Source organism: Campylobacter sp. MIT 99-7217 (genome assembly GCF_006864365.1).
GTDB lineage: Bacteria > Campylobacterota > Campylobacteria > Campylobacterales > Campylobacteraceae > Campylobacter_D.
Genome location: NZ_QHLJ01000005.1, coordinates 159,205 through 174,451 on the forward strand (window position 1 = coordinate 159,205; position 15,247 = coordinate 174,451).

The following is a 15,247-nucleotide window of genomic DNA, read 5'->3' on the forward strand; positions in this document are numbered from 1 at the left end:
TTACTAAGTTTTGAAAGCAAAATTTAGTAAGCTCGCTTTTTCATCAAAAACAAGGAGAAAAAATGCAATACAGCATAGAACTAAACCACCATTTAGAAATTTTTGATGTGGATAAGGTTGCCAAGCAAGCCGCAGGAGCTGTTTTGATGAGGCAAGGAAAAAGCGTTGTTTTAGCCACAGTCGCTAGGGAAAATAAACCTGTAGATGAGGACTTTTTGCCTTTAACTGTGCAATATATTGAAAAAACTTATTCAGTGGGTAAAATCCCGGGTGGTTATATCAAAAGAGAAACCAAGCCAAGTGATGCAGAAACCCTAACAGCTCGCATTATCGATAGATCCTTAAGACCTCTTTTTCCAAAGGGTTATGCCTATCCAACGCAAATTGTTGTCATGGTTTTAAGTGCTGATAGTGAAGTGGATTTGCAAGTGATGAGCTTAAATGCTGCAAGTGTGGCACTTTTTTTAAGTGATATTCCTATCAAAGCTCCTGTTTGTGGAGTGCGTATAGCAAGGATTGATCATGAGTTTGTTTTAAATCCAAGCAATACCGAGCTTAAAAAATCAAGCCTTGATCTTTATGTAGCAGGTGTTAAAGATGAGCTTTTGATGATAGAAATGAGAGCTTTACCAAGTAAAAATGAAGATATACAGGCTATGAATGAGCTAAGTGAAGATGAGGTTTTACATGCTTTAAATCTTGCTCAAAAAGCGATTTTAAATGGCTCAAATTCATATGAAGAGCTATTTTTAAAGCATAGAAAAACAGCAAATTTAGAATACAAAATCGAAAATGAAAATTTAGAACTTCTTAGTTTTGTGGAAGATAATTTCTCAGCCAAGCTTAAAAATGCGATCAACCAAATGGCAAAAAGCGAAAGAGCTAGCGAAATTTATGAGCTTGCAAAAGAAGTTTTATCTCATCAAATCGTAGTTGATGCAAGCTGGGACGAAGAAGAGGTGTTAAATGCTTTAAATAAGGCTAAAAGAAAGATCGTTCGCCACCAAATCATCACTGAGAAAAAAAGAGCTGATGGCAGAGCCTTAAATGAAGTGCGTCCTATCAGCATAGAAACAAATATCCTGCCAAATGCACATGGTTCTTGTCTTTTTACGAGAGGACAAACTCAAGCCCTTGTTGTTGCGACTCTAGGTAGCGATAGCGATGCTCAAATGTTTGATTTGCTTACCGAAAAAGCACCTATAAGCGAAAGATTTATGGTTAATTACAATTTTCCGGGCTTTTCAGTAGGCGAAGCAAGCCCTATAAAAGCACCGGGTAGAAGAGAGCTAGGGCATGGAAATTTAGCTAAAAGAGCCTTATATCCAAGCGTAGATGAGGCTTATCCCTTTGTGATCCGCTTGGTGAGTGAAATTTTAGAAAGCAACGGCTCAAGTTCTATGGCTACTGTTTGCGGTGGAGCTTTGGCTCTTCGTGCTGCTGGGGTAAAGAGTGCAAAGCTTGTAGCAGGTGTTGCTATGGGACTTGTGTTTGAAGAGGGTCAAACAGCTGTGCTTACTGATATAATGGGACTTGAAGATCATGATGGGGATATGGATTTTAAGGTTGCAGGAAGCAAGGAGGGTATCACAGCCTTACAAATGGATATAAAACTAGGTGGCATAGATCAAGACACGCTAAAAACTGCCTTATATCAAGCAAAAGAAGCAAGACTTCATATTCTTTCTATCATGGAAGAAGCTGATAGAAAAATCATTGTCAATGAAGAAAACCTACCAAAACTTGAGCTTTTTAGCATAGATCCAAAGAAAATAGTCGATATCATAGGTCAAGCGGGCAAAACTATTAAAGAAATCATTGATAAATTTGGCGTTTCGATCGACCTTGACCGAGATCAAGGAGGAGTAAAGATCGCTGGGACAAATTCTACTCAAGTAAAAGAGGCTAAGGATTATATCTTAGCGCTTATTTCTAAAGATACTAAATTTGCAGGCAAAAAGCCTTTTAAAAAAGAGCTTCCTCATTTTGATATAGGCGAAGAATTTGAAGGCAAGGTAAAAACCATAGCACCTTTTGGAGCATTTGTTGAGCTAAGAGATGGTATAGATGGGCTTTTGCACGGCTCTAAAATTCAAACCATGCTAAGAGAAGGCGATATGATCAAAGTCAAGGTTGCAGAGCTTAAAAATGGCAAGGTGGCTCTTGATTTAGCTTAAATTTATCAGCTCAAAAATTTATTGGTTTAAGGCTTTGAAAAAGAGTAAAAATCTTTTTGATAATTTTTGTTTTAGCTAAAGGATTAAGATTTGAGATAAATTATAGCTAAACTAGCAAAGTAAGTAAGGATAAGATATTAAGCTTAGTCATTTTAAAGGGGTTTTAAATTTATAAGGAATTGAAAATTTATTCTTTTTGGGCTTAAGAATTAATGCAAATTTATCATTGAACCTTATATCTTAGCCGTTTTAGCTCAAAAAGGCTAAGCTTGATTTTATAAAAAGCTTCTTAAATTATTTTAAATAAAATATCAAGCTTATAAGCTTATTGGTTTAGGGGATTTTTATCTCAAACAAAATGTACAAAATCCATTCTGATTTTTTGTATAAAATTTACGATTTTACACATTTTTACTCATGTTTTTAGGATTTTTTAGCTTTATTTAAGAATTCTTTTCAAGTTCTTATGTTATAGTGTGTGTGCTAATTTTAAATTTCAGTAAAGGAGAATTCTCAATGAAGTTAGTAAAACTAAGTTTAGTTGCAGCCTTAGCTGCTGGTTCTTTATCAGCATTAAACGCTGTTTCTTTAGAAGAAGCGATTAAAAATGTTGATCTTTCAGGTCAGTTGCGTTACCGCTACAACACAGCAAGCGACTTTGCAAACAACACTCAAAGTTCTGTTGGAGGAAAGCAAAACCACAACTTTAGGGCTGTTCTTGGTGCAAAAGCTCATATTTCTGATGAATTTAGAGTCTTTGGTCAAGCTCAGTTTCAGCCAACAACAGAGGGTGGTTATGGTCCTACAACTGGTAACGGCAACAACAACAGAGCAAAAACTGATGAACCTTTTGTTCTTCGCCAAGCGTATTTAGAATATGTCTTGAGTGATTACGCAACCTCAGCTTCTGTTGGTCGCCAAGAGCTAGGCACTATATGGACAGATGATTTTGTGGGTATAGCTGGTAAGCTTACGAACACTTCTATTGAAGGCGTTACCTTAGCGGCTTTTTGGGTCGATGGCTTTGAAATGGAAGGCGATGGCGATGAAGCTTTTGCACTTTTTGAAAATGGAACAAAAGACAACCTCCACGATTTCTTCTTTAGACAAAACCTTTACGGTGCAGCTGCTGTAACCTCTTTTGATCTTGGAGGACAAAAGATCGACGCTCAACTTTGGTATGGTTTTATGCAAAAAAGAGCCTCTCTTTATGCTCTTGATGTAAAATACAGCCTTGATATAGCTGAGGATTTAAATTGGGGCTTAAGAGCTTCTTATCTAGGAAACTCTGTTGATTCAGCTTTGAAAGACTATGTTGCTAGACGCTACCAAGCAAAAGTAGATAATGGCACTTTTTATAGGGTGGAGGGTGCTTTAAAAGGCTATGGCTTTGATGGAACACTTGGATATCTTGGCTATGGTAAAAAAGACGCTTACACCGTGAACACAGTTGAAGATGTAGGTCAGCTTGGCTTAGCAGGTAAAGAACTTTTCTACTCAAAAGGATCAAACCTTACAGGCGATAAGGGTGAAAATGCTTATGCTTATGCAGTAGCGGGTTATACCCTCCCTCAAGATGTGAGAATCGGTCTTACTTATATCTTCGGTGCAACTAAGGTAGGTGCTTTAGGCTCAGAAGATGGCGGTGGCAAAAAGCAAGAAATCGTAGGCGAGGTAAGCTACAACTACAACAAAAACCTAAATTTCTTGGCTTGGTATTCTTATCTTGATGCCTCAAGTGATCTCAGATCTGGCTTAAATGAAGATAATTACAAGAAAAACACTGTCCGTCTTCAAGCCATATATAATTTCTAAAACTCAAACAAGCGTAGTTGAACAATTACGCTTGTTTAATTTAAATTTATTTTTATCATAAATTCTTATCTATACCAAAAAGGCATTTCCTATCCCCATTGATCTTTTTAAGTTGTTTAATTTTCATTTAAGTTATTTTTACGAACTCTTATGCTACACTAATACCACTAATTTTAAATTTCAGTAAAGGAGAATTCTCAATGAAGTTAGTAAAACTAAGTTTAGTTGCAGCCTTAGCTGCTGGTTCTTTATCAGCATTAAACGCTGTTTCTTTAGAAGATGCGATTAAAAATGTTGATTTTACAGGAAATTTGCGTTACCGCTATGATACAGCAAGTGCCTTTGCAAATAACACTCAAAGTTCTATCAAAAGAAAACAAAGACACGGCTTAAGAGCCCAGCTTAACACTAATGCCCATATCTCTGATGAATTTAGAGTCTTTGGTCAAGCTCAGTATGGAAACTCTAATGAGGGTGGTTATGGTTCTGTAGCTGATGGCAACCGTGCTGATACTCAAGGTTCTTTAAAACTTCGCCAAGCATATTTAGAATATGTCTTGAGTGATTACGCAACCTCAGCCTCTGTTGGTCGCCAAGTATTAGGCACTATATGGACAGATGATTTTGTGGGTATAGCTGGTAAGCTTACAAACACTTCTATCGAGGGCGTTACCTTAGCAGCTTTTTGGGTCGATGGTTTTGAAATGGAAAGTGATGGCGATGAAGCTTTTAATACCACGCTTTTTACTACAAATCTTAAAAACGCACAAAATCAAGACATTCCTGGAACTAACCTCCACGATTTCTTCTTTAGACAAAACCTTTACGGTGCAGCTGCTGTAACCTCTTTTGATCTTGGAGGACAAAAGATCGACGCTCAACTTTGGTATGGTTTTATGCAAAAAAGAGCCTCTCTTTATGCTCTTGATGTAAAATACAGCCTTGATATAGCTGAGGATTTAAATTGGGGCTTAAGAGCTTCTTATCTAGGAAACTCTGTTGATTCTACTTTGAAAGACTATGTTGCTAGACGCTACCAAGCAAAAGTAGATAATGGCACTTTTTATAGAGTAGAAGGCGATCTCAAGGGTTATGGTTTTAACGGAACACTTGGATATCTTGGCTATGGTAAAAAAGACGCTTACACCGTAAACACAGTTGAAGACACAGGCAAACTAGGCTTACCGGGCAAAGAACTTTTCTACTCAAAAGGATCAAACCTTACAGGCGATAAGGGTGAAAATGCTTATGCTTATGCAAAAGTAGGCTATACTCTCCCTCAAGGTGTGAGCTTAAATGTGCATTATCTTTTTGGTGCAACTAAGGTAGGTGCTTTAGGCTCAGAAGATGGCGGTGGTAAAAAGCAAGAAATTTTAGGCTTAGTAAGTTATGATTATAACAAGGCTTTAAATTTCCAAGCTTGGTATTCTTATCTTGATGCCTCAAGTGATCTCAGATCCGGCTTAAATGAAGATAATTACAAGAAAAACACTATCCGTCTTCAAGCACTTTATAAATTCTAATTTTCACTTAGGGTTTGTCTAAACAAACCCTAAAAAAACAAATTTTATCTTTTAAATCTTATAAATTTTATTCTATTTTTGGGCATTTTAAACAAAATTTAAGCAAGTTTTACGAACTCTTATGCTACACTAATACCACTAATTTTAAATTTCAGTAAAGGAGAATTCTCAATGAAGTTAGTAAAACTAAGTTTAGTTGCAGCCTTAGCTGCTGGTTCTTTATCAGCATTAAACGCTGTTTCTTTAGAAGATGCGATTAAAAATGTTGATTTTACAGGAAATTTGCGTTACCGCTATGATACAGCAAGTGATGTGGCAGCTCCTCTTATAGGACAAAGCTCTACAGCGACTTCAAAACAAAGCCACAAGATCAGAGCAAGACTTGGTGTAAAGGCAAGTATAGCTGATGATTTTAAGGTATTTGGTCAAGCTCAGTATGGTGAGTCAGCAAATGGTGGTTATGGTCCTACTACAAATGGCAATAGTGCAGATACACAAAGAGCTTTTAACCTTCGCCAAGCTTACTTAGAGTATACAAACAGCGACTATGCAACCTCAGTGATCGTAGGTCGTCAAGAGCTAGGCACTATCTGGACAGATGATATGGTGGGTATAGCTGGTAAGCTTGTAAACACTTCTATCGAGGGTGTTACCTTAGCAGCTTTTTGGGTCGATGGCTTTGAAGTAGGCGATGGCGAAAGAGCTTTTGCAAATAACAAAGGCGGAGCTTCAGCTTATCAAAATGTAGTAGCTAGTCAAGTTCAAGGAACAGGTGCTGGTAGCTATGCTTATGTATCTGATTTCTTTTATAGACAAAATCTTTATGGTGCAGCAGCTATAACCTCTTTTGATCTTGGTGGATCAAGTCTTGATGCACAAGTTTGGTTTGGTTATATGCAAAAAAGAGCTACACTTTATGCACTTGATGTAAAATACGGCTTAGATCTTGCTGAAGATCTTAAGTGGAACATAAGAGCTTCTTATCTTGGAAACTCACTTGACTCAGCACTTAAAGATAAGCTTAATAATGCTGTTGATAATGGTATGTTATACAGAGTTGATGGTACGATCAAGGGTTATGGCTTTGATGGAACACTTGGTTATGTAAGCTATGGTAAAGATGATAAGGTTACAGTAAATACTGTAGAAGATCAAAACTCTATAGGCTTACTTGGTAAAGAACTTTTCTATGCTGAGGGTTCAAGACTAACTGATGCTCTTGGTAAAAGTGCTTATACTTATGTAGGAGCTGGTTATACTCTACCTCAAGATATCCGCATAGGCGCTCAATATGTCTTTGGTAGCACTAAAGCAGGACATTATGGTGTTGCCGCTGGTGGTGGTAAAAAATCAGAAATCGTAGGCGAGCTAAGCTATAACTATAACAAAAATCTTGGCTTCCTAGCTTACTACTCTTATCTTGATGCTTCAAGTGATGTGCCTTCTGGTGTTGATAGTGATCAATACAAAAAAAGCACAGTTCGCCTTCAAGCATTATATAAATTCTAAGAATTTATGGGGTTTGCTAAGCCAAACCCCATTTAAAACTTCTCTAAATTTATAATCCTCTCTTAAATTTTTATTCTTTTTATCATTAAAAACATGTCTAAATATCTTATGGTGGCATTAAGCCTAAATTTTTTAATTTGAAGTAGGTAAGATCGCACAAACTAAAATATACTAAAAGAGCTAAATTATAAAAGCTCAAAGTGGCTTAAATGAGTGGGTTTTTAATACCTCATTTATAAATTTACGCAAACGCTAAAAAGCATAATGGCAAATTCTTTGCAGTTGCAAACATAGCAAAGTAAAAATCTTAACCCCTAAATTTAAAAATTTTTCTCATAGTCTTTACTTAGTTTTAGTCCTAAAATACCCCATAAAAAGGACAAAACTCCACCACTAATGAGAGTAAAAGCTACGCCAAAGTGTAACAAGCTTGCTTCAAGCTGGGCGGAAAGTGCGTCTCCGCCTCTATAAACCACGGTATCTAAGAAATTTTTGACCTTGTATTTTTCCTCGCTACTCAAAGGCACAAAGAGCATTTCTCTAGCTGGCTTGACAAGGGCGTATTCGCCAACCCTTCGCACGCTCATAGCAATGATGATAGGAAGTAAGGCAGGGTGCGTAAAAGCTAGGATCACAAAGGCAAAGCTTAGTATAAAGCCAAGCGGACAAAGTAGCCATTTTAGGCTTAAATTTGCGATTTTGGCTGTGAAGAAAATTTGAATGATAAAGCTTAAACTTTGCACGATAAAATCTATATTTGCAAAGGCAGCCGTCCTTAAAGCCCTTGAGTTTGGATCGCTTTTTGGAAAAAGCTCGCTGATGATCCTAGCTTGCTCCATGTATAAAAAGGTGCTTACGCTTGTTAAAAGCAAGATAAAGCCCACAAAAACGAGTAAAAATTTAGACTTTATAATGATAGAAAAGCCTATAAACGCACTTTTTGAGCCTATGGGCGTGTTAAATCTTTGTATGAATTTTTGCTTTTCTTCTAAGAGTTTTAGGCTTTCTTTGAGCAAAAACGCCTTGAGTATGAGGACTAAAAAGAGCAAAAGAACGGATATGAGTATGAAATTTTGGGCGTCTAAATGGCTTGAAAGAAGCTTAACGCTAAAAGCTCCAAGTATGCTTCCAAGGCTTGCTCCGGCTGTGATGATACCAAAAAGCCTTTTGCTTTGATCCTTGTTAAAAATATCAGCAAGCAAGCTCCAAGCACTAGAGATGATGAAAAGATTAAAAACGCTTACCCAAACATAAAAAATCCTCGCAAGCCAAACAAAGCCCTGTGAATTCGTAGATATAAAAAATAAAGCCACATAAAAACAAAGCAAATTTGAGGCAAAAAAGATAAAAATGGCATTAAGATAAAATTTACGCTTCACAGCCCCACTTAAACGCATGGCTAATAAAGAGCCAAGAATAGTAGCTATAAAAGTGCCTAAAAAAAGCCATTTTAGCTCATCTTGTCCGCCCTCAAGTCCCAAAGCATCACGCAAAGGACGCAAGATCGCATAAGAGCTAAAAAGCATAAAGATAAAAAGCACGCTTAAGAGTAAAAGCCTTATTTCGCCTTGTTTTAGGCTAAAGATTTTGTTTATTGTTTGCAAGAACATTTTTTACCTTTTTGAGTGTATAAATTTAAATATTTATGAAATTATAAAAGCTGACACCTGGTGTTTGTAAGGGCTAAATTTGAAATTTAGCCTTAAATCAACCCTCAAACCAGCCAAAGACACTTTTTCCTGTATCAAGTCCGGCTATCAAGCTTAGATCTTCCTTACTTAGCTCAAAGTCAAATATGCTGATATTTTCTATCATTCTTTGCTTTTTTGTAGTCTTTGGTATCACGCTAATGCCCCTTTGAGCTAGGTATTTAAGCCCTATTTGAGCTGGGGTTTTATTGTATTTTGAGCCAATTTTGCTTAAAACTTCATTTTTGAAAAAATTATTTTTGCCCTGAGCGAAAGGACTCCAAGCCTGAAGTTTGACCCCGTTTTGCTCCAAAAAGCTTTGATAATCAGCTCTTTGAAAGAAAACATGGGTTTCAAGCTGATTAAGCACAGGCTTTATGCGGATTTTTTTCATAAAATCACTAAATCTTTCACGGCTAAAATTTGAAATACCAAGACTTTTTACAAGCTTTTGATCATGAGCTTCCTCAAAAGCCTTCCACATAGCCTCAGCATCAGCACTTTGCCAATGTATCAAAAGTAAATCAATATAATTAAGATCAAGCCTTTTTAAGCTTTGCTCAATGGCTCTTTTAGTGTCCTCATAATTTTTTGGAGTGATCTTTGTGGTGATGAAAAAATCCTCCCTCTTAAGCCCGCCTTTTATGGTAGCTTTAACCCCAGCTCCTACCTCACTTTCATTTTGATAATACTGAGCCGTGTCAATGAGGCGGTAACCCACACTAATAGCTTCTTCAACGCTTTTTTGAGCATCAGAGCCTGAAATTTGAAAAGTGCCAAAGCCAAGTAGGGGCATTTCAAGCCCATTGTGTAATTTAAGTTTTGGCATTTGAGCCTCCTTAGTCTCATTTGCAAACAAATTTAAGCTATTAAGGCTTAAAAATGATGAGGCTAAAACAAATTTGGCCCCTCTTTTTAAAAATTCTCTTCTTTCTTGCATTTTTACTCCTTTTAAAAAATAAAAAAATTATAAAATCTTAGTTTAAATAAGTTTTAAAAGGTTAAATTTAAGGCTTGTTTATACCTAGGCTTTGTCTTAAATTTGAACCCTCAAGGCAAAGTTTTATCACTAAATGAGCTATGCTTTTTCTAGAAATATAAGCGCTTTCGTTTTTAAAAGCCTCGCCCTTTTGTGTAAGCTCATAATCAATCTCATTAGCCCAGCTAAACCACTGAGCCCTAATTATGGTATAATCCAAATCACTTGCCTCAATAAGCCTTACAGCAGCTCTGTGAGGGGGATTATAACTTGCTATTTTATTAAATTCTTTTTGAGAAATTTCTCCCTCATAAACCCCAAAAGAGCTTATCCAAACAAGCCTTTTAAGCCCTACTTCGCTCATAGCCTCTATGATAGTTTTAGCCATAGTTTCTAAATCTCCAGCTAAATTTGCATACACTGCGTCAACTCCTTGCATAGCCCTTTTTAAGGCCTCTTTATCTGTGGCATCGCCCTCAACTAGCTCAACCCTGCTAGGATTTGCATTTTTAAGGCCTTGCAAACGACTTGCCTTTCTTAAAAAAAGCCTTAAATTTACACTTGTCCCGCTTAAAAAACCAGCTGTAACTTCCTTTGCTACGCTACCATTTGCCCCTATGATTAAGATCTTCATTTTTTTATCCTTGTTTAAAATGTCCTTAAAATCAGCCTCACTCCAAGAAGCGCCCAAGAGATTAAGCCCAAAAAATACCCCAAGTAAGGATATGAGTTTTTTCATTTTTTCTCCTTTGTGGCTAAAAGCCTTTTTGAAATTATAAAAAATAAGAGTGGCTCTAAGTCAAGCACAAGGGCAAAAAATTTAAAAATAATGCTTATTTTTTATTGCAAAAGCCTTTTGGCAAAAAAGTCTTCTAAAAGCTTATGAATTTTAGAATTTCGCTCTTCAATTTCTTTTCTAGACCAATTTTTTAAGCTTTTATCTTCTCCTATTTTTTAAGTTCTAAGAACTTAGATTCTAAATATTTTTCCTTTTTATTTAAGAAATAATCATTGCCACAATGTATATTTATTTTCTTTTCTAATAAGCTCTTATTGCCTATGTGTTCTAAAAACTTTCCTGCATCATCCTTTCTTACTTGATAATTACCCTCTTGCCATTTTTTTGGCAGGATATGTTCTATTTCACCCTTAATTACTGAGCAATTTTTACCCTTATAATTCCACTCCCACTCTTGATTTTTATCATAAATTAGCGTGTATATAGCAAGGATATAGCGGATATGCTTAGGTAGAGCCTTTATGCAAAAATTAGTAAAACGATCAGGCTCTGGCATGCTTAAATCAGGTATATTCATACCCTTTTCAAATATTTTTTCCTTGCCCTCTAATATATTAATATTTGCTCTCATAAAGCCCCAAAATAGCCCAGAGCTTCCGCCCTTACCATAGATTAAGCCAATAGCACAGTAGCACACCACTTGTGGTAATATAAAATCAAATATATTTTCACTTTGCTGCTTACTTGGTTCATGTTTAAAATATGCAGTGCTTACTACCATTTGCCAAAGTCTATTTTGATAAATATTTAAGATGTCAAAATATTTTTGTGCTTCATTTGACATATATTCTTTAGGATTGCACCAAAACTCTGCTAATTTTTTTATAAGCTCAAAGGTCTCCTTTTTATTTAAAAGCTCATCATTTGCACCAAAAAATACCTTTTTCTTTTTAGTATTTGCCTTATCTTTTTTGGTGAAAAAATCTAGTGTGCTAGGAATTACTGTATCTACTTCATTATGCTGTGCTCTTATGATATGCTCTAGTTGTGTAAATAAAAAACTTATATTTTCTTTATTTAGATAGCTTGAGTTGGCTATTTTAGATTCTAAGCTTTTCCATTCTCTAGCAAAGTTTAATCTATCCTCACTATTTAACTTAGCATAAATTATACCCTTAAAAATATCTGCTGTATCAAGAGAAACTCCACGATTATTAAGAGTATTAAAGATTCTTAAAGCATTATCTTGCCCATCGCATTCAATAGGTAAAATAATGCAATTTTTAAGTAAGCACAAACAAAAACCATACCAATTATCAGGTTTATCTTGAGCTAATTCATCCACTTTTTTCACAAAATACAAATAATTTTTTTCATAATTTGACTTTGACTTTTTAATAGTATTATCAATATCTTCTTTATCAAAATCATATTTATCACTTAAGATATCGTTAAGCAAGGTATTATCAGAATCTATTGCTACCTCGCTTGTTAAATGTGCTTTAGAATAATCTACCGAACCATCAAGTGGATCAGTATCCCATAAACAAGAAGCAAGGGAATCAAGTAATTTTTGTATTCTTAAATTATTACTTTGATTTAATGCCTTTCTATACAAGACACGGATTAAAAGACTGAGAGTTGTAGTTCTTTGCTGACCGTCTATTATGTTTTGTCTGCCATTTTCCTTATCGCAGAGCCTAAGAAATACTCTTCCTCGCTATCCTCTTGTTTATTATCAAAAAATTATACACATCATCAAAAAGTTGCTCACACTCATCCTCTCCCCACACATAGGCTCTTTGATACATTGGTATAACGAATTTATTTTTAGATAAATAATCCAACACGTTTTTACGCTCTGTTTTCATTTCTGCCATTTTAAACTCCTTAAAATAATTTTATAGAATATTATAGCTTATAAAAAATCAAAATTATATTAAAATTAAGCTTATTTTAAAGGCTTGCTTTGTGCTTAGGCTTTGTTTAAATTTGAGTTTTACAATGAGCTTTTAGTGGTAGGCGATCGTGCAAAAACCTCATTTTTATCCTTAAGTCATCGCAAAGGGGTAAGATTAAGGAAAAATAAAGTAAATAGAGTTTTTCATCTTTTATTTTTTAGAGACATTTTAAAAGAATATCTCAAAAATAAATTGAAAAAATATAAATTTAATTTTTTTAGTGATATTATAATTATGCAATTTTAAAAGGAGTGGCTATGGAAAATTTAGAGAATGAGAATTTAAAAACTAAGATAGAAAGGGTTGTGGAGCTTTTGAGTGCTGAAAGGGGTATATGTGTAGCTATAAAGGGAAGTTGGGGTGTTGGTAAAAGCTATGTATGGCATGAAAGAATAGCTAAGGAATTGAAAGAAGATATTTTATTAAAAGATAAAGAAAACGATAAGTCAAGTTTAAAATGTCTAATAAAAATATCTTTTTGTCTAAAAAAATTAGTTTTTTGCCCACTAATAAAAATCTTTCTTATGCTTCGTAATATCGTTTGCGAGTTTTGCGAGTTTTGCGAATTTCGTAAGGATAATAAGAAAGAAATTATCACTTCTTATGAGGATAATAAAAAAGAAATCGTTACCATTTCTCTTTTTGGTAAAGAGCATTATCAGCAAATTTTAGATGAAATCGTGCTTAAACTTTATGGAAGAAAAAATAAAATCTTAAAAAGTTTTAAGGGGATATCAGTAGGAGGCCTTCCATTAGGCTTGCTTTTGTCTTCGTTTGAAAAAGAAGAATTTAAAAATATTATTATATGCTTTGATGATATAGAAAGAAAGTCAAATAAATTAAGAATGAAAGAATTATTAGGCCTTGTAGCAGAGCTTAAGGAAAGAAAAGAATGTAGCGTGGTTTTAATATTTAATGAAGATGAGCTAGTTCCTGAAAAACAAGACGATAATAAACAAGATAATAAAAAAGAAAGAGGGACAGATCGGTACAACTTTGGAAGCTATAAGGAAAAATATGTAGATCAAGATGGTAAGAAGGAAAAAGAGAATCAAGAATCAGATAATCTTATAGAAAAAGAAAAAAGGATAGATTTGGAGGATTTTAAGGCCCATAAGGAAAAAAGTATAGATTATGAAATAAGCATAGAGGATAATGAAGAGGTTCAAAAGCTGATCATAGAAGAAAGTAAATTAGAGCCAAAGGCACAAAATATATTATGTAAATTGTTGCCATTTGATGAAAATTTAAGAGCCTTAAAAAATATGATTGATACAGTGGCTTATTTTAATGAAAAATGTGAGCTTAAGGAGTATTTAGAAGATGATAAATTTAACTCGGTAACAAGGGCACTTTATGAGGCAATTAGTAAAGATTGTAAGAGTTTTAAGGATAAAAATTATAATAGCAAGACAAATGAAAATAAATTTGGATATGTTCTAGGAAAATATAGCAAAAATAATGTTTTAGATGAAAATAATATAAAAAATATTAGGGCTGAATTTCAAAAGCATGATTTATATACTAAGGCTGAGGAATTTAGAACAAATTGTGTAAAACTTTTTTATGAAACCAATTTGAATGAAGAAGAAAAGCAAGAATTAATTAATAAAAATATAAAACTTTTGCAAAAATTACAAAAAGAAAAAAGTCTTAATTTAATCAAGGGTTATTATAGCGATGAGCTTATTTTAAGTTTTCTTAATCAACATCAAAATAATAAATTTGAGCAAGAATTACGAGAGGAAATAATGCGAAATTTTATATTACAAGAAAAGCCTTTAGATGAAAAATGTTTGCTATACAAGCTTTTGACAAAGGATGGGGATAAAGATTTGGTTGGGCAATTTAAAGAAATCCAAGAAAAAGAAAGTAAAAAGAAACATAAAGAAAAAGAAGAGTCTAAAAAAGAAAGTCTTAATGAATATCTTATTAAAAATAAGGTGCTTAATACACAAGACATTTTAAAAAATATTGATAAGCTTAAAAAATACAGCAAAGAAGATTTTATGGAAGAATTTGAAAAAAAGGGTTATTTTTATAAACTGGTTAATGACTTTATTGGTGAGAATTTGAACGATCTTTCACATTTTGATAATTCTTTGATATATACTCTTAGTAATGTGAATAGCTCAAAAATAAAGGAAAGTAATATGTATCAAGCTTTATTAGAAATAGAAAAATCTAATTAAGAATTTATTAGAGCTAATTTTTCCATATTAGGCTTTAAGAGTTTGAATGAATTTTTAAACCTAGATAAGGCTTTTTGAGTATAATTTTAAGATAAATAAAGGATAAACTTATGAATAACTACAAACTCTTTTAGTATCTTCGTAATTTTTTGGAGTGATCTTTGTGGTGATGAAAAAATCCTCCCTCTTAAGCCCGCCTTTTATGGTAGCTTTAACCCCAGCTCCTACCTCACTTTCATTTTGATAATACTGAGCCGTGTCAATGAGGCGGTAACCCACACTAATAGCTTCTTCAACGCTTTTTTGAGCATCAGAGCCTGAAATTTGAAAAGTGCCAAAGCCAAGTAGGGGCATTTGAAGCCCATTATAGAATTTAAGTTTTGGCATTTGAGCCTCCTTAATGTTATTTGCAAATAAATTTAAGCTATTAAGACTTAAAAATGATGAGGCTAGTGCAAATTTAGCCCCTTTTTTTAAAAATTCCCTTCTTTTTTGCATTTTTTCTCCTTTTAAAAAAATAAAAAAATTATAAAATTTTAGTTTAAATGAGCTTTAAAAGGTTAAATTTAAGTCTTGTTTATACCTAGGCTTTGTCTTAAATTTGAACCCTCAAGGCAAAGTTTTATCACTAAATGAGCTATGCTTTTTCTAGAAATATAAGCGC

General features: G+C 34.1%; 11 protein-coding genes. 5 read left to right on the top strand and 6 right to left on the bottom strand.

Features of this window, described 5'->3' with window-relative positions; genetic code table 11:
* Nucleotides 1-62 precede the first annotated feature (62 nt).
* The 4 genes from DMB92_RS06000 to DMB92_RS06015 all read left to right on the top strand — a co-directional run bounded on the left by DMB92_RS06000 (nt 63) and on the right by DMB92_RS06015 (nt 7,024).
* The gene (locus DMB92_RS06000; RefSeq protein ID WP_142682148.1) at nt 63-2,177 is read left to right on the top strand and encodes a polyribonucleotide nucleotidyltransferase; all 2,115 of its coding nucleotides are present in this window, start codon (nt 63-65) and stop codon (nt 2,175-2,177) included.
* Between the two features lie 516 nt (nt 2,178-2,693).
* A complete protein-coding gene (locus DMB92_RS06005; protein ID WP_142682149.1) occupies nt 2,694-3,992 on the top strand; it encodes a major outer membrane protein in 1,299 nt (432 codons plus the stop codon).
* Between the two features lie 200 nt (nt 3,993-4,192).
* Complete coding sequence (locus tag DMB92_RS06010; RefSeq protein ID WP_142682150.1) at nt 4,193-5,515, top strand: major outer membrane protein; 1,323 nt, start codon at nt 4,193-4,195, stop codon at nt 5,513-5,515.
* Nucleotides 5,516-5,686: 171 nt separating this feature from the next.
* Nucleotides 5,687-7,024 (top strand): major outer membrane protein, encoded by a 1,338-nt coding sequence (locus tag DMB92_RS06015; RefSeq protein ID WP_142682151.1) that lies wholly within the window; start codon nt 5,687-5,689, stop codon nt 7,022-7,024.
* Between the two features lie 320 nt (nt 7,025-7,344).
* On the opposite strand, the gene DMB92_RS06020 is transcribed toward DMB92_RS06015, so the two are convergent.
* From DMB92_RS06020 to DMB92_RS09385, 5 genes are all read right to left on the bottom strand, one after another.
* Nucleotides 7,345-8,634 (bottom strand): NTP/NDP exchange transporter, encoded by a 1,290-nt coding sequence (locus tag DMB92_RS06020; protein ID WP_142682152.1) that lies wholly within the window; start codon nt 8,632-8,634, stop codon nt 7,345-7,347.
* A gap of 97 nt (nt 8,635-8,731) precedes the next feature.
* Nucleotides 8,732-9,652, bottom strand: a complete 921-nt coding sequence (locus DMB92_RS06025; protein ID WP_221886252.1) for an aldo/keto reductase — start codon at nt 9,650-9,652, stop codon at nt 8,732-8,734.
* A gap of 67 nt (nt 9,653-9,719) precedes the next feature.
* Nucleotides 9,720-10,430, bottom strand: a complete 711-nt coding sequence (locus DMB92_RS06030; RefSeq protein ID WP_260604765.1) for an NAD(P)H-binding protein — start codon at nt 10,428-10,430, stop codon at nt 9,720-9,722.
* A 208-nt stretch (nt 10,431-10,638) separates the two neighbouring features.
* Entirely contained in the window at nt 10,639-12,099 is a 1,461-nt protein-coding gene (locus tag DMB92_RS06035) for a DUF262 domain-containing protein (RefSeq protein WP_312845143.1), read from the bottom strand.
* A 31-nt stretch (nt 12,100-12,130) separates the two neighbouring features.
* Complete coding sequence (locus DMB92_RS09385) at nt 12,131-12,310, bottom strand: DUF262 domain-containing protein (protein ID WP_260604766.1); 180 nt, start codon at nt 12,308-12,310, stop codon at nt 12,131-12,133.
* A gap of 338 nt (nt 12,311-12,648) precedes the next feature.
* On the opposite strand from DMB92_RS09385, the gene DMB92_RS06040 reads away from it, so the two are divergent.
* Entirely contained in the window at nt 12,649-14,583 is a 1,935-nt protein-coding gene (locus DMB92_RS06040) for a P-loop NTPase fold protein (RefSeq protein ID WP_142682153.1), read from the top strand.
* A gap of 108 nt (nt 14,584-14,691) precedes the next feature.
* Here the strand turns inward: DMB92_RS06040 and DMB92_RS06045 are convergent, their stop codons facing one another.
* The gene (locus DMB92_RS06045) at nt 14,692-15,081 is read right to left on the bottom strand and encodes an aldo/keto reductase (protein WP_260604767.1); all 390 of its coding nucleotides are present in this window, start codon (nt 15,079-15,081) and stop codon (nt 14,692-14,694) included.
* Nucleotides 15,082-15,247 lie beyond the last annotated feature (166 nt).